Here is a 19,951-nt window from a genome sequence, read left to right on the forward strand (position 1 = left end):
TTAGAATCCGTTTTGGGCTATGATGCCCCAAAATTACTCAATTTCTAGCACCTATCCTCCTGTCTTCCCGTGTCGCAATACTCCTCAAAGCCTCTAGTATCTCAGCTTTGAGGGGTGTTATCTGCGCCTAGAGCTGTGGGGGTATCTGCAGAGTGGATTAGGCGAGAGTCGAGGTAGAAGTCGAAGTTGAGGCTTAGATCGAAAGTGAGTTCGCCAATCGTGCGTGACGTCTGGATCCTGCGCTATGCCTCAGGCCCACTGTTATTTGGGTCCCATGTGACGTTGTTGTAATTACGTACACCATTGCCAATGCTCAATAAGAAGCTTCGAGATAGCACCATGCTTGCCTTGGGCGTTTGATGTCTTTGTGGGCGTATTTTGCCTGATGCTTGTGATGCCCTGTGTGCTATCGCTACATCTAGGTTACTTGATTTTAGGCTTCATTCTTCTGTGTTTGTGTTCAGAAGTGTTAATGTGTTCTTGAGGAAATTGAGGGAATATGCCAGTGGTTCGTAAAGAGTGTTGAGGTGCTTGAGGAGGATTGATGGGAAGGTTGATTGGGATTGGTGGACCAATTTCTAGAGGTATGTCCACTAATCCAAGAGGATTGATGGGAAGAAACAGCAAGAAATATGCCATAAGGGCCTAAGTTTGCTTCTAGATAGATTTTATAGTACTGGTTATTAGCGTGATGTGTTTTCGGCCTTTGGAGGGTCTGTTTTGTTAAGCTGGGGATAGGGAGCCTAAAGAAGGTTGGACGCAACCTAGAGCCTCCCAGAGGGCAAATACGGAGGATGTCACTTCCTCCCCTTGGTCCTAGCCAATCTGCTCATTGATGCTATATAAGTGTTATATTATGTAAAGGGAGTGAGGGATAGGAAGGGCTGTACCTTCGGCCTTGTATCCAAAAAATGTTGTGGGATTGGCGCTCCTCTATTCGTTTTCCGTAACTTTGCATAAATACTCAATTATATTAGGATACTTAGGTTATGAATCATCCACTACATATATATAATACGCTCACGCGTAGCAAGGAGCAGTTTGTCCCCAGCCAAGCCCCACACGTTGGGCTCTATGTCTGTGGACCCACAGTTTACGGCGATGGACATCTAGGGCATGCACGCCCTGCGATTACTTTCGATCTGCTCTTTCGCTACCTGCAGCACCTCGGCTACAAGGTGCGCTATGTGCGCAACATCACCGACGTTGGTCACCTTGAGCATGATGCCGACGAGGGCGAGGACAAGATCGCCAAGAAAGCTCGCCTAGAGCAGCTAGAGCCGATGGAGGTTGTGCAGTACTACATGACTCGCTACCACAAGGCTATGGAGCGTCTCAACGTCCTGCCGCCCAGCATCGAGCCTATGGCATCGGGGCATATCATCGAGCAGATTGAGCTGACGAAGCAGATCCTAGAGGCAGGCTTCGCCTACGAGAGTGCAGGGTCGGTGTACTTTGACGTGCGCAAGTTCGACGAGGTCTATGGCTATGGCAAGCTCAGTGGGCGCAACATCGAGGATATGCTCCACAATACACGCGAGCTCGATGGCCAAGGCGAGAAGCGCTTCCCCCTAGACTTCGCACTGTGGAAGAATGCCCAACCCGAGCACATCATGCGCTGGCCTAGCCCATGGGGTATGGGCTTCCCCGGCTGGCACTGCGAGTGTACGGCTATGGGGCGCAAGTATCTCGGCGAAACGTTTGATATCCACGGTGGAGGTATGGACCTCGTCTTCCCGCATCATGAGTGTGAAATCGCTCAAGCGGTTGCCTCGCAGCAGGGGCAGGCGATGGTGCGCTACTGGATGCACAACAATATGATCACCATCGAGGGCAAGAAGATGAGCAAGAGTGCAGGCAACTTCATCACTCTAGATGAGTTCTTCACTGGGGAGCATCAGCACTTGCAGCAGGCCTATAGCCCGATGACGATTCGCTTCTTCATCCTTGGAGCGCATTACCGCAGCACCGTAGACTTCGGCAATGATGCTCTACAAGCTGCCGAGAAGGGGCTCGCTCGCCTACTTGATGCTGCAGCTCTGCTTGATGGGCTCAAGGCCTCGGGGCAGACGACCGTATCGGTGGCAGGGCTTAGAGAGCGTTGCTACGAGGCGCTCAACGACGACCTCAATAGCCCCATGGTTATCGCCGAGCTATTCGAGGCGAGCCGTGCGATCAATAGCATCCATAGCGGTCTGGCGAGCATCACGGCCGAAGACCTAGAGGAGCTCAGGGCTACCTTCCGCCTCTTCCTCTTCGATCTGCTCGGGCTGGTAGACGAGCGACAGACAGACTCGGCCTCGCAGACGGCTTTCAGCGGTGCGGTAGACCTACTGCTACAGCTCAGAGCAACCGCCAAGAGCAACAAGGACTGGGCAACCAGCGACCGCATTCGAGATGAACTCACAGCTCTAGGCTTCGTAATCAAGGATACGAAGGACGGTGCCGAGTGGCAACTTAAATAACTCAACCTAAGAATAATGCTCCTCTCAATCATTGTCCCCGTCTACAACCGCCCCGACGAAGTGCGTGAGCTACTACATAGCCTCACGCGTCAGTTGATGCTCGACTATGAGGTCATCATCGTGGAGGACGGCTCTACGCTCAGCTGCGAGCGGGAGGTGGAGCGCTTTCGTTCGCTTCTCCCCGCAGTGCAATATCTGCGCATTCCCAACTCTGGCCCTAGCGTTGCACGCAATAGAGGGGCAGAATGTGCTAGCGGCGAGTATCTTCTCATTTTGGACTCCGATGTGGTACTCCCCTCTGGCTATCTAGAAGCCGTGCAGAGAGGTATCTATGGTACCCGTGCCGATGCTTTCGGCGGGCCAGACGCCGCTTCACCTGACTTCACACCGATGCAGCAGGCGGTAAACTATGCCATGACCTCATGGCTCACCACAGGTGGCATACGTGGCGGTAGTGCCGATGCTATGGAGCAGTTCAAGCCTCGCACCTTCAATATGGGCTGTCGCCGAGAACTCTTTCTCCGTTTGGGAGGTTTCGCCGAGGATATGCGCTACGGCGAGGATATCGACTTTAGCTTGCGATTGATTGAGGCTGGCGCTTCGGTGCGCTTATTCCCCGATGCTTTTGTCTATCACAAGCGTCGTGTAGACCTCAGTAAGTTCTTCATGCAGGTGCATCACTCGGGCATGGCACGCATCGCTCTAGAGGCACGGCATCCGGGTAGTACGAGGCTTGTACATTACTTGCCTGCCCTCTTTACGATGATCTCTGCCCTCTGCCTGCTCTCGGTAGTAGGCTGCGCGCCACTCTTGCTCTATGCACTCTTGCTCCTTGTCGATGCCAAGCAGCGCTCTGGGCGCTGGGACGTGGCAGTGCGAGCAGTCCCTGCTAGCTTCGTACAGCTCTGGGGCTACGGCTCGGGCTTCATCCGCGCGTGGGTAGACAAGCACTGGGTAGGGTAGAGTCCCTAGAGGTTTCGGGGAGCTGTAAACGGCCTTTGTAGATCGCGTTATATACTCAGGTATAAATTCAAAATTCGATTAGTATGAACTTTAGAGTATTAGTTACTCTGAGCTTGCTCCTAGTGGGGGCGAGTGTCTATGCACAGAAGTCGGGCAATGAGGTTGTCTACCTCAAAAACGGCTCGGTTATCCGAGGTACAGTACTGGAGGTTGTGCAGGGCAAGCAGGTCAAAATCCTTACTGCCGATGGGAGCATATTTGTGTACAACTCCAGCGAGGTGGAGCGTATCGTCAAGGATGCTCCACTCAATCGCAAAGCCTCTAGTGGCTATACTGAGAAGCGTGGATATATTGGCTTCTCTGCTGGTATGGCTTATAGTGGAGGTATGAGGAGCATCGGGGGCTATATTAGCCCTATTGATTTTGGCTTTCTCCTGACGCCCAATGTCGGCATAGCGGCCAAGATAGGAGCACGGGTCTATGATCTAGAAGATCAGACATTCTACGGGCAGCGCTACGATGAGGATATATCCCTAGCCTCTATGATGGTCGGTGGACTTCTGTCTCTGCCCACGAGTAAATACGATCGCTTCGAGCTGAAGCCTCTTATTGGCTTTGCACGCTATCAGCTAGAAGGAAACTGGGTGGGTCGCACCCTCTTCTCTTGGGAACTTGGAGGACAGTACCGTCGCCACTTGGGACGCACCGTGGACTTCTATACAGGCCTAGGCCTCAATCAGGTCAATGGCTTCTACGACTGGACTATCAGCTTTGGGTTTGGCTTCCGCCTACGCTAGAGGAGTAAGTGGTACACACGTAATTATTAGATTTATATGAAAGCAAATATTAGAGCGTATGCGCTAGGACTACTAGGCATCTTGGTAGCCTCTGGGATAGTAGTGGCACAAAACCCGCAACGCATCGAGCACGAAACAGAACACAAGGCTACACCACAGCCGACACAAGTACTCAAGTGGAAGGTCGCCATCGGTCGCTTCTCCAATGAGACGCAGTATGGCAAAGGGATCTTTTACGAGCGCGAAAACGACCCAATGGCCAAGCAAGCTCTCGACATCCTCTCGACTAAGCTCAGTAGCTCGGGTAAGTTTATCCTCCTAGAGCGTGGAGATCTAGACAAAATCGAGGCCGAACTCAAGACGCAAGCCTCTACGACACAGAAGATCGGGGCCGACTATCTGATCTTGGGGTCTATTACAGAGTTTGGACGTAAGACGACAGGCAAGGAGGGACTCTTTACCACCGAGAAGAGCCAGATCGTAGAGGCAGGTGTGAGCATCCGCATCGTAGATGTCGCCACGGGGCTTATTATCTACTCGGAGGAGGGTAAAGGCTCGGCCGAGACTACCTCGAAGAGTACTCTAGGCTTTGGCGGCAAGGCTGGCTACGACGCCACGCTCAGCGATAAGGCCATCTCTGGAGCGATCGATATGCTCGTAGAGAATATCATCAACAAGTGTACGGACAAGCCTTGGCGCACCTATCTGCTCAGTGTGGATGACGAGGGTGTCATCATCGCTGGTGGAGTGTCTCAGGGGTTGCGCCAGGGGGATATATTTGGGGTTTTCGCCCGAGGCAAAAAGGTCAAGAACCCGCAGACAGGTGTCGAGTTTGAGCTACCAGGCAAGCAGATTGCGACAATCAAGGTAGAAGCCACGATGGGAGAGACTACCGAGACTGAGTTCTCTATTGTAACTGTTGTGGATGGGCAGATTGACCCCACGCAATATGAGCATTACTACATCCAACAACTTTAAGAGCAGAGCTATGAAACAGAAGATAAATCTCAGATATCTAGCCCTAGGCCTATTGGTGGCTTTATCTATGATGCTTACACTTGGATCTTGTGGCTCTACCGCCTCGATCAGTGGTGGTCTGAGCGACGAAGCCTATGTCGTACTCTCGGCCAATCGCACCTATATCAACGAGACGGTCTATGTGCAAATTGATGCAGAAGAGTCTATCCCCGTGAAGGTGGTACGCGACGACAAGGCAGCTCGCACAGGCAGGCGCATTGTCCTCAAGCCTGGCAAACACCGCATTGTGGTCTTCGATAGTGCAGGTAAAGTTCTCTATAACCAGCATATCTTCGTCTCTACGCGCAACGCCAAGACGATCGTACTACCCTAGCTATACATACTAAATAATCTATACCCCAAGGGAGCTGTGTGTCAATTCATTTTGTCCGCAGCTTCACTATGGGTACAGACGGCTATTAGCCTACTATGGCACACCATTATCATTGAATATCACATTAAACTTTTTCTATATGAAGCAACCTATGCGCACACTAATGCCCTCGGCCATTTTGATCATTATACTAGGCTTATCGAGCTGTAGTACGAGCTCTAATCTCTACTCTTGGTACAACTACGAACAGGTTACCTATGCCTATACACAGAGCCAAAGCCCCGAGCGACTCTCCGATGTCGTAGAAACCTACAAGAAGATGATCGATAGACAGGTAGCCTCGCGCAAAACCCCACCTCCAGGCATCTGTGCCGAGTATGGCTATCTGCTGGTCAAGACTGGACAAAAAGAGCTAGGCCTACAGATGCTCGCCAAGGAGGTAGAGCTTTATCCCGAGAGTACCGTGTTTATTAACCGCATTATTGAGCAGCTAAAAAATAAATAACTATGTCTATAACCAACAAACTTCTGCTCCGCCTCTGCCTCACTCTGGTGAGTGCTTTCGTCCTAGTAAGCTGTGGTACGCTCTCATCTACGCGCGCCAAGCTATTCCCCAAGGTTTATAGCGAGAAACCTGCCTCAATCCTCATTATGCCTCCAATCAATGAGACCAATCACGTTGAGGCCAAAGATTACTTCTACACTTCACTGATGAAACCTCTCTCCGAACGCGGCTACTACATTTTCTCACCCTATCTGGCTATGGAGCTCCTGCAGAGTGAGAGTGCAGCCGATGCGGAGATGTTTATCGACCGTTCGCTCAAACCATTTGTACAGGTCTTCAATGCCGATGCAGCCCTATTCACGATTGTCAAGCAATGGGAGAAATCCGTTCTCTTGAATACAATCGACGTAGAGGTTCAGTTTATCTTGAAGTCTACGCGTACAGAGGAGGTTATGTTTGAGCGTCATATCGTAGCTACAGTAGATTGTGCAGTAGTGTCCGATGGCGGACTTTTGGGGATGATCGCAAACGCTGTAATTACGGCTGCCACCGAGAAGATAGTTGGGGCGCGCAAGGCCAGTGCATACGCTGTGGCAGATCTACCTCTAGGCAAGTTCTCTCCCGAATACGGCAAAGACGGTAATATGTCCGCACAAGTCAATAGATTAGAGAAGGTTGTAATCCGCTAGGGGCAACTAACATTTGCTTTAACCTATAGGCTCGTCGGGTAACTCAAGGCTAAATCGCTGCATAGACTCGCTAAGAATTTTGCAAAAAAAAGCGGTAGTTGTTTGGAGATTTGGAAAATAGTATTACCTTTGCAGTGTCTTAAAGACAACGGGGCCTATAGCTCAGCTGGTTTAGAGCATCTGCCTTACAAGCAGAGGGTCATAGGTTCGAATCCTATTGGGCCCACAAATTATAGTCGCAAGTTGATTTATTCAGCTTGCGACTTTTTCATTGTTCCCTCAGCGGTAGACGAGCATTCGGCCTCTATCGGGCGCCTGACATCGGGCATTAGTTCGTATATTTGCGTTACAAGCATTTCTGATATATGATTTTAGGAAGAGATAGGGTTGGGTTTATCACTGTTGTACTACTTGTACTACTGGGCACGGTCTCTTTGTTGGCTCAAGAAGCAGATAACGTTAAGCTCCGATTGGGTGGAGCACTTCGCTTTGGATATAAGTATGCCGCTTGGTCGGAGGACCACAAGCGAGAGGGTGGATTGCTCGTCTATGATGTCTTTCGCCTTAACCCCGAGGCGAGCTATGGCAACTTTAGCCTAACGGCGGACTATCGTTTCTATGCCACAGCCTCGGGAGGCGGTATGCTCAAGTATGGATATATGAGCTATACGCCCAACGAGCGTCATCAGGTGCAGCTAGGTCTAGTACCCGTGCCTTTCGGTGTGATGCCTTGCGCCTCCAGTAGCTTCTTATTCAACCTCAACTATCTGCTCGGTCTAGAGGACGAATCCGATATGGGGCTTCGTTATGTCTACAATTATCGTGGCTGGGAGGCTAGTGTGGCTTTCTACAAAAATGCCGATTGGTTTGGTGGCGAGGAGGCCTCGCCCTCTAGGTTTGGCTTCGATGTGGCAGGACGCAATAGAGAGGTCAATCAGCTCAATCTCTACCTGCATCGCCAGTGGGGGAATACTTGGCAGCATCAGATCGGGCTATCGAGTATGGTCGGTGGGCTGTACAATATAGATACTCAGGCTATGGGTTCGCGCTATGCTACCGCCCTACACTATACGCTAGACTATGGAGCGCTTAGCTTCAAGGCTCAGTATAGTAGATATGGTATGTATTCGAGGCCTAAGCAAGGCCTATCGACCGACTATGTGACCATGACGGCCTTCGGGGCAACTCACCCCATTGCCTCCGAAGGCGATACCTATTCGGCTGGTCTAGGCTATCGCATCCCTTTTAGGCTCCCTTGGCTGAGCGAACTGTATCTCTACAATGACTTCAGTATGATGCATAAGCGCCTAGATGGCGCACATAATACCTATCAGAATATCTTAGGTTGCCTCATTACTACGGGGCCAATCCAGACTTATGTCGATTGGGCGCTTGCCCGTAATCATCCCGATATGGGCTTAGGCAATGCCGAGGGCTTCGTCCGAGGATTGCCCAACCAGCCTTGGCAAAGCTACCTATACATCAATCTCGGCTACTACTTCTAGGCTCTTATCGTTTTGGGGAAGTGGTAGATTTGCCGTATATTTGCGCCTCATATTGTACCCGTACTCTCTGTAGAGTAGATGCGTACAGTAGAGCTGTTTGGAAAATAATTCAATCATAATAATCAACAGAAAAAGAATGGCTGTATCCATTAAGCATACCAGCGACGTCGCTGCAGTAGTGACAATCGCGGTAACGAAAGCAGACTATCAAGCAGAGGTAGAGAAGGCACTCAAAACATATCGTCAGCGTGCCGACATCCCCGGCTTCCGCAAGGGGCACGCGCCTATGGGCATGATTCAAAAGAAGTTTGGGCTAGGTGCAAAGGTTGAGGAAATCAACAAGTTCGTTGGTCGCAAGCTCTACGACTATATCAACGAGCACAAGCTCCGTGTGCTTGGAGAGCCTATGCCAAGCGAAACGGCTCCAGAGCAAGATCTAGAGAAGGGCGAAGACTTTGAGTTCGTTTTCGACCTAGCTCTCACGCCAAATATCGACGTTAAGCTCGGTAAGGACGACCATCTGCCATACTACCATATTGAGGCTACAGACGAGATGGTGTCTGCACACATCCAGCAGATGCTCAATATGCAGGGCACTCAGCAGGAGGCCGAGAGCGTAGAAGCTCGCGACATCGTACGTGGTAGACTTGTACAGCTAGAGAATGGTACTGCCAAGGATGGAGGTATCCTCGTGGAGGAAGCTCTCATTATGCCAGACTATGTCAAGGAAGAGTCTGCGAAGGCTGCTTTCATTGGTAAGACTAAAAATACGGTTGTTACATTCGAGCCTTATGCGGCCTACGAAGGCAATCAGTACGAGCTTGCTTCTTTCCTCAAGATCGACAAGGATCAGGTAGAGGCCTACAAGGGCGTGGAGTTCTCATTCGAGATCTCTTCTATCCAGCGTCACGTACCAGCAGAGCTCAACGAAGAGTTCTACGTGAAGGCATTCGGCGAAGAGGGTGATGTGAAGGACGAAGAAACACTCAAGGCTAAGATCCGCGAAGGATTCCGTGAGCAGTTCGACCCAGAGAGCGACTATAAGTTACTGCAGGACGTACGCGACCTAATTATCAAGAAGGCTGGCAAGATAGAGTACCCTGAGGCTTTGCTCAAGCGTTGGCTCAAGATCAGCAACGAGAAGCTAAGCGAAGAGGAGATCGAGAAGGAACTCCCAGCGCAGCTCGAGGGGCTAACTTACCAGATCGTTAAGGACGGCATTCTAGCTGAGAAGGAAGTAACGGTTAGTCGTGAGGAAGTTCTAGCCTTCGCTACGATTGTTGCCAAGAGCCAGTTCGCCCAGTATGGTATGAGCTCTGTACCCGACGAAGTGCTACACAACTATGCCAAGAGCCTACTTGAGAAGGAAGACACTGCTCGTAATCTGAGCGCACGTGTGCTAGACAACAAGTTCGCTGCTATCGTTAAGGGTATGGTAACGCTCGAGGAGAAGAGCGTTAGCCCAGAGGAGTTCGGTAAGCTGATCAATCCAGAGGCCTAATCGGCTACAATAATAGCTCACATAACGGGGCTGTGTCGAAGATCTTTTCGGCACAGCCCCGTTTGCTTTGAGGGTAGGCTTGATGTTTTTTGTATGTTTGCAAGGTAATTATCTATACGTAAACGAACTATTATGATCAGACCAATTAAGCTAATGCTTGCGATGAGCACGCTTGTGCTTTCTCTCGCAGCGCAGAATGGGCACAAATCGCCCACTATCGACGAGATCTTCACGGGTAAGTTCTCGGCTAGAGGTGCAGGCTATGGTATGCGCTCTACGACCGATGGGCAGCACTATACGCTTGTTTCTCAAGACGGATCGGCGATACTGCGCTACAACTTCGCCACTGGAGCACTCGTAGATACACTCTTCAGCACAGCGAAGGCTAGGGATTGTGAGTTTAAGCGTTTCGACGATTATCAGATTGCCCCTAGCGGTCACCACATACTCTTGCACACGGAGCGTGAGCACATCTACCGTCGTTCGACCAAGAGTGTCGTCTATCACTACGACGTACGACGCAATCGTGTGCAGCCACTGAGCGAAACCCAAGGCAAGGTGATGATCCCCACCTTTAGCCCCGACGGACGCATGGTTGCTTTCGTGCGTGAGGGCGATATTTTCATTAAGAAGTTCGACTACGATACCGAGGTACGTGTCACGACAGATGCCAAGCGCAATTATGTGATGAATGGTGTGACGGACTGGGTGTACGAGGAAGAGTTTAGTGTCACAAAGCTCATGAGCTGGAGCGAGGACGGCGCTTCCTTGGCTTTCGTCCGCACCGACGAGAGTGCCGTGCCAGAATACCGAATGCCTATGTACCATGGCAATCTCTATCCTACCGACTATACCTACAAATACCCCAAGGCAGGCGAGCCGAACTCTAGGGTAAGCGTACATCTCTACGACGTCGCCGATCGCAAGCTCAAGCACATTCCGCTCAAGGAGGAGGACAGTTACTACATTCCTCGCATCGACTTCGTGGGGCGTGGCGGTAATCTGGCCGTGATGACGCTCAATCGCCGTCAAAATCACTTCAAGATGTTCTACGTCAACTACAAGACTATGATCCCTAAGCTCGTTTTCGATGAGCGAAGTGAGAGCTATGTCGATAGCGAAAACATACAAACGTTGGAGTTTGTCCCCCAAGGTTTTGCTTATACGAGTGAGCGAAGTGGCTATGCGCACCTCTACCTCTTTGGCGACAATGGGCAGGTTATTCGTCCGCTTACCTCAGGTCAATGGGACGTTACTGCCTTCTACGGGCTAGATGAACAGGGCAATGCCTATTACCAAGCAGCCGACGAGCACCCAAGCCAGAGAGCGATCTATCGGGTCGATGCCAAGGGGAAGCGTACTCGTCTAGGGGCAGGTAGAGGTACGAACAAGGCGATCTTCTCTACTAGCTTCGACTACTTCATCAATAGCTACGCCTCGCTCGCCTCTCCTACGGTGACCGAGGTCTACCGCAGCAGGGACAACAAGAGCCTACGTACCCTAGAGGACAATGCAGCCCTGCGCAAAAACCTCTCCAAGTATAGCTTTGCACAGAAAGAACTAACGAACATTAGCCTAGCCGATGGCGTAGAGCTCAATGCGTGGATGCTCAAACCTCACAACTTCGATGCTAACAAAAAGTACCCCGTACTGATGATTCAGTACAGCGGGCCTAATTCGCAGCTTGTGCTAGACGACTACCGCTTCGGCTGGGAGTACTATTTGGCCAGCCAAGGCTACATCGTAGTTTGTGCAGACGGGCGAGGCACGGGAGCAAGAGGCGAGGCTTGGCGCAAGGGGACGTACCTCAAGCTCGGTGTGCAGGAGAGTGCCGACCAGATAGCAGCCGCTAAGGCTCTAGGTAAGCTCCCATACGTAGATGCTAAGCGTATAGGTATTTGGGGCTGGAGCTTCGGCGGATATAATACGCTGATGAGCCTCTGCCATGGCAAAGGTACGTTTAAGCTCGGCATTGCCGTAGCACCAGTAACCGACTGGAAGTACTACGATACGATCTACACGGAGCGATTTATGCGTACACCGCAAGAAAACCCCGATGGCTACCGCAAGAGCAGCGTTCTAGAGGTGGCCGATAAGCTACAAGGCAAGCTCCTGATCATACACGGCAGTGCGGACGACAATGTGCACGTGCAGAATACGATGGATCTGACCACTCGCCTCGTAGAGGCTGGGATCCCCTTCGATATGGCTATCTATACGGACAAAGATCATGGCATCAGAGGAGGCAAAACTTCTCAGCATATCTATGGCAAGATGGCTCGCTACGTCATCGAGCATCTTTAGTTGAGCCTCGAGGTTCTAGAATTAGCCGAAAAAGGGCTGCGCTAAATTTATTTGGCGCAGCCCTTTTTCGGTCTAATCGGCTCATCTGAGTGCTTCGTTTGTCTACTTTAGTGTTAAGAAGTGTTGGGATATTTCTGAAGGCTTTGGTGAAATTCATGGCCGGTTTGTAAAGACCGCTTGGGCTGGTAAGCAAAATTGATGGGAAGAATGATTTGGATTGGTGGGCTAATGCCCCCCGATGTGCCCACTAATTTCTAGAGATTGATGGGGAGAAATGCCAAGAAATGTACTACGACTCTATTTAATTGCTCTATTTTTATGGTTATTCTTTTGTTTATTAGTGTTTTATGATTATTGCGTTTAGAGTGGTTATTTATGTCTAGCTAAGGGAGGGAGCCCAAGCAAGAGAGGACGCAGCCTAGAGCCTGCTAGGAGGCAAATACGAGGTCTGCCACTTCTAGCCCTAGGGCGGATACGATTGCCCGTAAATATGCCAAAGTGTAGTCAGAGTTGCAAATTTTTGTTTTCGACAAGGGGAGGGCATTTCGCCTCGTAGAGAGAGGGAGTTTGGGGCAGGGGAAATATAAATAACTTTGCCTTAAATTGTTTCACCTTAATAACAAGATTGTATGGCGAAGATATTAGTCGGATTTAATACCGTAGACGAAGGGTTTGAACGCCTATGCGCTCAGCATACAGTTATTCGTCCGCAAACCAATAAGGATCTTAGAACGGAAGAGCTGATGGAGCTCATCGAGGATTGTGATATACTCTGCTCGACAATCACTCATGCAGTGACCGGAGAGCTGATGGCACGAGGTAAGAAGCTCAAGCTCGTGGCGAACTATGCCGTCGGATACAATAACATAGATATAGACTATGCTCGGGTACACGGCATCGCTGTAACCAACACGCCTCGTTCGGTTGTGGCACCTACCGCAGAGCTAGCCATGGCACTCCTATTGAGCTGTACTAGGCGGACTGCAGAGCTAGACCGCCGCATTCGAGAGGTTGGTGGTAAGCTGCGCCTCCCTAGGCTTGAGATGCTAGGCACCAACCTCTATGGTAAGACTATCGGGATCGTCGGCTATGGCAATATCGGAGCTGCTGTGGCGAAGCGTTGCTTGGCGTTTGGCCTTCGGGTGCTCTACTATAAGCGCACTAGGCTCGCTCCAGAGCTAGAGGCAGCCCAGCAGATTGAGTACCGACCTCTAGAGGATTTGCTCCGTGAGAGCGATATTGTTTCGCTACATACACCCTACACTCTAGCCTCGCATCATCAGATTGGCGAGCGTGAGCTGGCGCTGATGAAGCAAGGGAGCATACTGATTAATACGGCTCGGGGTTCTATTGTGGACGAGGATGCTCTGATTGCTGCCCTCAAATCGGGGCATTTGGCTACTGCCGGGCTAGATGTCTTTGAGGACAAAGATGTTCCTCGCCCCGGACTACTTGAGCTACCACAAGTCGTGATGACCCCACACGTCGGCACCAAGACCTATGAGGCATGGCGGTCGATGGTCGATGAGCTGGTGGACAATGTGCTCGGCTTCCTCGACGGCTCACCTAATATCAGCCGCATTGTTTAGCCTTGGGGGCGTCATCATATTGTGATCGAGGAGTGGCTTTGATGAGGCTTTTCAGGTGTCCTTCGCTGCTGGCCTCGACTCTATAGGTTGGCACACTCTGCTTTGTCCTGTTTTCAGTGCCTTGTGCTTTGGATACTTTGGAGTGTCTTGGAGGAGGAGAGTCCAAAATTAACTATCCTCTAAGACACTCTTCGCAGTATCATGCTATCCCTATCACGTCTGCCCCATGGTCGATAGATCTATGTGTTGGTAGCTCATTTGAAAACAATAAAATATATCGTTCTTTGGATTGGGTATTTTTATATTTATTTAGTATCTTTGTGGGCGGATAACTTAACGAGAATATTCATCCATTATTCAAGACTAATATGCATATTGTAAAGATTGTAGGTCGAGAAATCCTCGACTCTCGCGGTAACCCTACCGTAGAGGTAGATGTACATCTAGCTTGTGGTATCATCGGTCGTGCCGCTGTACCAAGCGGTGCTTCGACTGGTGAAAATGAGGCGCTTGAGCTTCGTGACGGAGATAAGGGTCGCTACCTAGGTAAGGGCGTACTCAAGGCTGTAGAAAACATCAACAACGAGATTGCCCCTGCTCTCTATGGTATGAGCACTCTAGAGCAGCGTGCTATCGACATGAAGATGCTTGAGCTAGACGGTACTAAGACTAAGAGCAGACTAGGTGCCAACGCTATCCTCGGTGTATCTCTCGCTGTGGCTAAGGCTGCTGCTGCTTACCTCGATATGCCTCTGTATCGCTACATCGGTGGCACCAACACTTACGTGCTACCTGTACCTATGATGAACATCATCAACGGTGGTTCTCACTCAGATGCTCCTATCGCATTCCAAGAGTTTATGATCCGTCCCGTAGGTGCTACCAGTTTCCGTGAAGCACTCCGTATGGGTGCCGAGGTATTCCACGCCCTCAAGAGCATTCTCAAGGGTAAGGGTTACAGCACGGCAGTAGGTGACGAAGGTGGTTTCGCTCCCAACTTCGCTGGCGGTACAGACGAAGCTCTAGAGACTATCCTCGCTGCTATCGAGAAGGCTGGCTACAAGGCTGGTTCAGACATTACGATTGCTATGGACTGCGCTTCTAGCGAGTTCTTCAAGGATGGTATCTACGACTACAGCAAGTTCGAGGGTCCTAACGGTGCTAAGCGCACGATCGACGAGCAGGTTGAGTTCCTCGCCTCTCTCGTAGAGAAGTACCCAATTGACTCTATCGAAGACGGTATGGGTGAAAACGACTGGGAAGGTTGGAAGAAGCTTACAGCTAAGATCGGTAGCAAGATCCAGCTCGTGGGTGACGACCTGTTCGTAACCAACGTAGAGTACCTACGCCGTGGTATCGCCGAGGACTGCGCTAACTCAATCCTCATCAAGGTTAATCAGATCGGTACACTCACCGAAACACTTGATGCTATCGAGATGGCTCACCGTCATGGCTTCACGAGCGTAACATCTCACCGCTCAGGCGAAACTGAAGATGCTACGATTGCAGACATCGCCGTAGCTACAAACTCTGGCCAGATCAAGACTGGCTCACTCTCACGCACAGACCGTATGGCTAAGTATAACCAGCTACTCCGTATCGAGGAGGAACTTGGCGCACTAGCTCAGTACGGCATCAAGCGTGTGAAGTAGATCGCCCCTCGGGCACATAACACAGTGACTTGAAAAGACTCCCAAGAGGCTGCCTCTACACGAGGTTGGGCTCTTGGGAGTTGAGCTTTGGAGGTACACCACGAGGCGTAGGGCAATTATAGATGGAGCTGATTTAGGTATTATATCTGTCTGTTGGTTGCCAGTAGGGGAGGTGCTACCTTTGCATCATCAAAGAAACAAAACAAACTAAACAAAGAAGTATTATGAACAAGGTATTGTCAATCACAGGGCTAGATGCTGCCAAGCTCGCCCCAGTAGTTAAGGGTCTGGAAACGCTGCTTGCTACATTCCAAGTATATTACACCAATCTGCGTGGCTATCACTGGCACGTTCGTGGTCCACAGTTCTTCGTTCTGCACGAGCAGTTCGAGAAGATGTACGACGATGTAGCCGAGAAGGTAGACGAGCTAGCAGAGCGTCTGCTCCAGCTGGACGTGCAGCCCGAGAATCGCTTCAGCGTACTCGTAGGCCAGAGCAAGATCAAGGAAACGACTCTGCTGTCTAAGCAAGAAGAGATCCTCCCAGAGATTGTAGACAACTATAAGACCCTCATCGCTCTAGAGCGTGAAGTCCTAGAGGCTGCTAGCGAAGCAGGCGACGAGGTAACGGTTGCCCTCCTTGGTGACTTCCTCTCTGAGCAAGAGAAGAGCGCTTGGATGTTTGCTGCTTACCTAGGCTAATCAAAACAAACGACTATATATAAGCACTTCGCCCCGTGATCCATTTGAGATTACGGGGCGAAGTTTTTTTGTGTCTAGTCGGCTGCAATAGCCGTCGTCTACGGGGGGCTATTACAGGCCCATCTGTTCTTTCGTCGATAGCATACCGCAGGCCGCCGAGATGTCTTCGCCTCGAGAAGTGCGGATCGTCGTTACATAGCCCGCACGCTCTAGCTGAGTCTTGAAGGCCTCCATGCGCTCACGTGTCGTAGGGCGTAGGGGGACGTTCGGGATTTGGTGGAAGGGGATTAGGTTGATGCGACAGGGAATACCTCTGAGAATGCGTGCCAGCTCGGCAGCATGCTTGGGACTATCATTGCGATCGTCGAAGACGATGTACTCAAATGATACACGCCTCTGGCCAGAAAAGTCGTACTGACGAATCAGATCGAGCGTTTCGCTTAGCGTCATGCCCTGCTCGGCTGGCATAATCTCTAGTCGGCCCTCGTGGAATGGGTTATGCAAGCTAACGGCTAGATGGCACGTCGTCTCACGAAGGAAGCGCTCTAGTCCCTTGCGTACGCCCACAGTCGATAGGGTTAGTCGCTTGGGGCTCCAAGCCAGTCCCCAGTCTTGCGTCATCACTCGTATTGACTTCATCACTTGCTCCACGTTGTCTAGCGGCTCGCCCATACCCATATAGACGATATTGGTGAGTTGCTCCGACTCCTCGACTGAGAGTACTTGGTTGATAATCTCTCTCACGGGGAGATGTCCACGGAAGCCTTGCTTGCCCGTCATGCAGAAGAGGCAATTCATCTTACAGCCGACCTGCGAGGAGATACAGAGTGTCGCCCGATCTCCGTCTGGAATGAAGACCGACTCTACCAGACCTCCGGTAGCGACCTTGAAAAGATACTTGCGAGTGCCGTCTACCGAGAGCTGCGAAGTCACGGGGGCGCTACGCCCTACGACGAAGTGCTCGGCCATTAGCTCACGATTGGCCTTGGAGATATTCGTCATCTCTTCGATGCTTGTTGCCCGCTTTTTGTAGAGCCAGTCCGCCACTTGTTTGCCTGTGAAGCGGGGCATTCCGAGTGCGGTGAGCGCAGAGGTTAGCTCCTCGAGCGACATGCCCAGCAGGGTTTGTTTGCTTGTATTATTGTCCGTCATTGAGTTATAAATCATTTGTACAAGCAACCCGAGCCACCTGCCTAATGTTTGGCAGTCGGCTCGGGTTGTTGGTTGTGTAGGGTTTCGTATGCCCTAGTAGAAGCGAGCTCTGTTGTCCTCTACCTTGAGGCTCTGCAAGAGCTGTGAGAAGGCACGATAGCTGAACTGGCGGCCTAGGTCTGCCTCCTGCTGACGGCTCTGTGCCTGAGCTGCTGTGGCATCTGCTGGCTGCTGGCTCAATGGCTGAACGACCATTACCTCGCTGCCTGCTACGAATGGCTTAGACACCATATTGAGCGCAGTCGTCATCGTCTTACCGTTGAAGGCTGCACCCTCGGAGCCACGCACCACGTAGCTAACCCCCACGAGCGTATCTACCTGCGTATTGAGCTCGGTAGCGTAAGCATCGAGTGAGGCGAGTGCCTTGGACTCGAGCGACTTGGCAAGCGCTTCGGTGCGCTTCTCCATCTCTACACGAGCAGCAATCTGCTCGCGTACTAGGGATAGGGGAGCGAAACCAGCAGGCAAGTGCTTATCTAGAGCGGCTACTACGAGGTAGTCGGAGCCACAGCGGTACACCTTGTCTGCGATCTCACCGTCCTTGGCATTCATCGCCCAAGTGATTACGGGGCGAGAGCTTGGGATAGCTCCTAGCTGAGGCGACTGGGTAGATACGGCCATGGCGCGAGATATTTCGAAGCCTTCCTTCTCGGCCTTCTCTGCCATTTGGTCGAATGTGCCACCTTCGCCGAGGATCTTATTCAGCGCAGCGTAGCGTTCGTTGTAGGTCTTATCCGAGAATAGAGCAGGGATAGATATAGTGGCTACCTGATACTTCTCTACAGCTGGCTTCACATTCACGGCCTTGACGAACATCTTGTTCATGCCGGGGCGCTCAAGCGTGATCACTGAGCCGAAAGGAGCCTTGTAGAGTGTGTCGAGAGAGAACTGAGCTAGCGTAAACTCTGTGAAGGTGCTGTCCGTCATACCATACTGGTTGGGCACCATGAGCAGACCGCCGTCGGCTGCAGTCCTTGGGTCTGAGCTGTGCTTCTTGGCTAGCTCAGCGAAGTCTGCGCCAGAGTTGAGCAGTGCCAATAGGCTGTCGCTCTTGGCCATCCCTGCGCTATCGAGCGTGAGGATACGTACCCCGATAGACTCTGCGCTGGTCTTCTTGTCGATGAGCTTAACGAGGTTGTAGCGGTCGCTCACTAGACGTGGCTGATTGACAGCGCCAATCTCCGACGTCTTGATGAAGGTTGCATCATCTGTGCCTAGACCCATCTGGTCAAGTTCGGCAGCGGTGAGGTACACCTTGCTAGAGAATTTCTCGTTGTAGTTGCGGATAGCTTCCTCAACCTGCGTGAGCGTAGCAGACTCGCGTAGCTCGGTGTAGGCCTTCTGCATATCGGCTTCGGCGGCTGCATAGTCATCGGCTGAGGGGAGTACCTGCATGCTGATGTAGCTTACCTCGGCGTTGGGGTAAGGCATGCGGAAGAAGTTCTTGTGCTCCTCGTAGTACTTCTTGATCTCTGCATCGGTAGCACGCTGTGTGCTGTCCGAGATCATACCTGCGGTGGTGCGCACGAGAGCTACTGTGCGGCTACCGGAGCCTTGGGCGATCTCCTCGTCGAGTTTGGTAATCTTGTAGCTGCGGCTAAGCAGTGCAGAGAATTTCTCTTGCAGACGGCTATTGACGATAGAGCGGTGTACACCCTGCAACTGAGCACGTAGGCGAGCCTGATGCTCGGCTGGTAGGTTGCCTAGGTTCTTGTCGCTCATCTGCATGATGAGATCATCGACAGACTTCTTGTCCTCGGGGTTGATGCCGAACTGGGAGAAGAACTGACGTGCGATAGGAGAAGTGCTGACGCCTTGACCGCTCAAGAGAGCGTAGAGCTCGTCGTTGGTTACCTTGAGGCCAAGCTCCTCGGCTAGCTTAGTGATAGCATAGTCGGTGATGTACTCCTGCGAGAGCTGATTGTTGATCATCAGCCTCTGTTCGTCGCTCAGGCGTTGCTGTGAGCGTGCCTCCATCTGCTCCTGCATCATCTGCAGACGAGCATCGTAGTCCATGATTGATACTTCCTGTCCGTCAATAGACAAGGCCACCTGTTGGGTCTTTTGTAGCCACGGCGTGCATGAGCGCATACCGTCACCGAGGAGGAATGCTGCAAGCGCAACACCAATCCCTCCGACCAAGAGGCCAGCATTGTTTCTGATCTTCTCTAATACTGCCATTTGAGATACTATATAGTTTGTTTTGTTATTAGCTATAATAATTGCGTCGCAAAGATACAAACAGTAAGTGATATAGGCTTATAATTGTCGCTAAAATGTTGATGTGTCGCTCTATTTCTGCTAGATCTTATCCCAATCTTATGCGCAAATAAGACGAGTGTGCCGCAATCATGGTTGTTGATCATGGGGTGAATGCGGGGAGTTAAGGGGTAAAATCTCGATCTCTCCCGCCCTCGATACCCTAAGCTAGATGAGAAATGAGCATAATCCCTTTCAATATGTACTGCTTGGTGTGGCGATATTGCCCGTGGCATTGCTGCAAGCTAAAACCAATTGCCCCTCGGCTAGTATGTTTCGTGTGCCTCGGGCTCATCTGAAACAAGGCTCGTTTGTCTACTTTTGTGTTAAGGTATGCAAAGGGGTTGCTTAGATATTTTATGAGACCGTTGCACGGCATTTTGCCTGTTTTCGGTTAGAAACATTGTATATATCTCTGATTATTACTATCTTTAATATGTAATTAACTGTATTGACAT

General features: G+C 51.0%; 16 protein-coding genes and 1 tRNA gene. 14 read left to right on the forward strand and 3 right to left on the reverse strand.

Annotated elements, in window-relative coordinates; translation table 11 throughout:
• The first annotated feature begins 989 nt into the window (after window positions 1-989).
• From cysS to HQ41_RS00490, 9 genes are all read left to right on the forward strand, one after another.
• Window positions 990-2,465, forward strand: a complete 1,476-nt coding sequence (cysS, locus tag HQ41_RS00450; protein WP_044186395.1) for a cysteine--tRNA ligase — start codon at window positions 990-992, stop codon at window positions 2,463-2,465.
• A gap of 15 nt (window positions 2,466-2,480) precedes the next feature.
• Entirely contained in the window at window positions 2,481-3,428 is a 948-nt protein-coding gene (locus tag HQ41_RS00455; RefSeq protein ID WP_044186396.1) for a glycosyltransferase, read from the forward strand.
• A gap of 83 nt (window positions 3,429-3,511) precedes the next feature.
• A complete protein-coding gene (locus tag HQ41_RS09190) occupies window positions 3,512-4,225 on the forward strand; it encodes a hypothetical protein (RefSeq protein WP_052405192.1) in 714 nt (237 codons plus the stop codon).
• 36 nt (window positions 4,226-4,261) lie between these two features.
• Window positions 4,262-5,203 carry a CsgG/HfaB family protein gene (locus HQ41_RS00465; protein WP_044186398.1) on the forward strand — a complete coding sequence of 314 codons (942 nt, stop codon included), beginning with the start codon at window positions 4,262-4,264 and terminating at the stop codon, window positions 5,201-5,203.
• Between the two features lie 10 nt (window positions 5,204-5,213).
• On the forward strand, window positions 5,214-5,576 hold the full coding sequence (locus HQ41_RS00470) for a hypothetical protein (protein ID WP_044186399.1): 363 nt from the start codon (window positions 5,214-5,216) through the stop codon (window positions 5,574-5,576).
• 139 nt (window positions 5,577-5,715) lie between these two features.
• Entirely contained in the window at window positions 5,716-6,081 is a 366-nt protein-coding gene (locus HQ41_RS00475; RefSeq protein WP_235316867.1) for a DUF4810 domain-containing protein, read from the forward strand.
• Window positions 6,082-6,083: 2 nt separating this feature from the next.
• Window positions 6,084-6,770, forward strand: coding sequence for a GNA1162 family protein (locus HQ41_RS00480; RefSeq protein ID WP_044186401.1), 687 nt, complete (start codon window positions 6,084-6,086; stop codon window positions 6,768-6,770).
• A gap of 151 nt (window positions 6,771-6,921) precedes the next feature.
• Window positions 6,922-6,996, forward strand: a tRNA-Val gene (locus HQ41_RS00485).
• 139 nt (window positions 6,997-7,135) lie between these two features.
• A complete protein-coding gene (locus HQ41_RS00490; protein ID WP_044186403.1) occupies window positions 7,136-8,275 on the forward strand; it encodes a hypothetical protein in 1,140 nt (379 codons plus the stop codon).
• Here HQ41_RS00490 and HQ41_RS09685 read toward each other — a convergent pair.
• Window positions 8,246-8,392 carry a hypothetical protein gene (locus HQ41_RS09685; RefSeq protein ID WP_161780564.1) on the reverse strand — a complete coding sequence of 49 codons (147 nt, stop codon included), beginning with the start codon at window positions 8,390-8,392 and terminating at the stop codon, window positions 8,246-8,248. The two genes, HQ41_RS00490 and HQ41_RS09685, sit on opposite strands and share 30 nt — an antisense overlap.
• Window positions 8,393-8,411: 19 nt before the next feature.
• Here HQ41_RS09685 and tig point away from each other — a divergent pair, with 19 nt between their 5' ends.
• The 5 genes from tig (at window position 8,412) to HQ41_RS00515 (ending at window position 16,022) form a co-directional block, all read left to right on the forward strand.
• Window positions 8,412-9,776, forward strand: a complete 1,365-nt coding sequence (tig, locus tag HQ41_RS00495) for a trigger factor (RefSeq protein ID WP_044186404.1) — start codon at window positions 8,412-8,414, stop codon at window positions 9,774-9,776.
• Between the two features lie 132 nt (window positions 9,777-9,908).
• Window positions 9,909-12,080: a S9 family peptidase gene (locus HQ41_RS00500; protein ID WP_044186406.1), complete on the forward strand. Its 2,172-nt coding sequence runs from the start codon at window positions 9,909-9,911 to the stop codon at window positions 12,078-12,080.
• Between the two features lie 629 nt (window positions 12,081-12,709).
• On the forward strand, window positions 12,710-13,669 hold the full coding sequence (locus HQ41_RS00505; RefSeq protein ID WP_044186408.1) for an NAD(P)-dependent oxidoreductase: 960 nt from the start codon (window positions 12,710-12,712) through the stop codon (window positions 13,667-13,669).
• A gap of 368 nt (window positions 13,670-14,037) precedes the next feature.
• Window positions 14,038-15,321, forward strand: coding sequence for a phosphopyruvate hydratase (gene eno / locus HQ41_RS00510; RefSeq protein ID WP_044186409.1), 1,284 nt, complete (start codon window positions 14,038-14,040; stop codon window positions 15,319-15,321).
• Between the two features lie 224 nt (window positions 15,322-15,545).
• Entirely contained in the window at window positions 15,546-16,022 is a 477-nt protein-coding gene (locus HQ41_RS00515) for a Dps family protein (protein ID WP_044186410.1), read from the forward strand.
• Window positions 16,023-16,133: 111 nt separating this feature from the next.
• Here the strand turns inward: HQ41_RS00515 and rlmN are convergent, their stop codons facing one another.
• Together rlmN and HQ41_RS00525 are read right to left on the reverse strand one after the other, a co-directional pair.
• Entirely contained in the window at window positions 16,134-17,189 is a 1,056-nt protein-coding gene (gene rlmN / locus HQ41_RS00520) for a 23S rRNA (adenine(2503)-C(2))-methyltransferase RlmN (protein WP_235316868.1), read from the reverse strand.
• A gap of 78 nt (window positions 17,190-17,267) precedes the next feature.
• Window positions 17,268-19,415, reverse strand: coding sequence for a peptidylprolyl isomerase (locus HQ41_RS00525; RefSeq protein WP_044186411.1), 2,148 nt, complete (start codon window positions 19,413-19,415; stop codon window positions 17,268-17,270).
• Window positions 19,416-19,951 lie beyond the last annotated feature (536 nt).

It is taken from the genome of Porphyromonas sp. COT-290 OH860 (assembly GCF_000768935.1).
Taxonomy (GTDB): Bacteria; Bacteroidota; Bacteroidia; order Bacteroidales; family Porphyromonadaceae; genus Porphyromonas.

Excerpts from the sequence above, each read along its gene's own strand:
- cysS (WP_044186395.1), top strand. The coding sequence starts at position 990 with ATGAATCATCCACTACATATATATAATACGCTCACGCGTAGCAAGGAG.
- HQ41_RS00455 (WP_044186396.1), top strand. The coding sequence starts at position 2,481 with ATGCTCCTCTCAATCATTGTCCCCGTCTACAACCGCCCCGACGAAGTG.
- HQ41_RS09190 (WP_052405192.1), top strand. The coding sequence starts at position 3,512 with ATGAACTTTAGAGTATTAGTTACTCTGAGCTTGCTCCTAGTGGGGGCG.
- HQ41_RS00465 (WP_044186398.1), top strand. The coding sequence starts at position 4,262 with ATGAAAGCAAATATTAGAGCGTATGCGCTAGGACTACTAGGCATCTTG.
- HQ41_RS00470 (WP_044186399.1), top strand. The coding sequence starts at position 5,214 with ATGAAACAGAAGATAAATCTCAGATATCTAGCCCTAGGCCTATTGGTG.
- HQ41_RS00475 (WP_235316867.1), top strand. The coding sequence starts at position 5,716 with ATGAAGCAACCTATGCGCACACTAATGCCCTCGGCCATTTTGATCATT.
- HQ41_RS00480 (WP_044186401.1), top strand. The coding sequence starts at position 6,084 with ATGTCTATAACCAACAAACTTCTGCTCCGCCTCTGCCTCACTCTGGTG.
- HQ41_RS00490 (WP_044186403.1), top strand. The coding sequence starts at position 7,136 with ATGATTTTAGGAAGAGATAGGGTTGGGTTTATCACTGTTGTACTACTT.
- HQ41_RS09685 (WP_161780564.1), bottom strand. The coding sequence starts at position 8,392 with ATGATTGAATTATTTTCCAAACAGCTCTACTGTACGCATCTACTCTAC.
- tig (WP_044186404.1), top strand. The coding sequence starts at position 8,412 with ATGGCTGTATCCATTAAGCATACCAGCGACGTCGCTGCAGTAGTGACA.
- HQ41_RS00500 (WP_044186406.1), top strand. The coding sequence starts at position 9,909 with ATGATCAGACCAATTAAGCTAATGCTTGCGATGAGCACGCTTGTGCTT.
- HQ41_RS00505 (WP_044186408.1), top strand. The coding sequence starts at position 12,710 with ATGGCGAAGATATTAGTCGGATTTAATACCGTAGACGAAGGGTTTGAA.
- eno (WP_044186409.1), top strand. The coding sequence starts at position 14,038 with ATGCATATTGTAAAGATTGTAGGTCGAGAAATCCTCGACTCTCGCGGT.
- HQ41_RS00515 (WP_044186410.1), top strand. The coding sequence starts at position 15,546 with ATGAACAAGGTATTGTCAATCACAGGGCTAGATGCTGCCAAGCTCGCC.
- rlmN (WP_235316868.1), bottom strand. The coding sequence starts at position 17,189 with ATGATTTATAACTCAATGACGGACAATAATACAAGCAAACAAACCCTG.
- HQ41_RS00525 (WP_044186411.1), bottom strand. The coding sequence starts at position 19,415 with ATGGCAGTATTAGAGAAGATCAGAAACAATGCTGGCCTCTTGGTCGGA.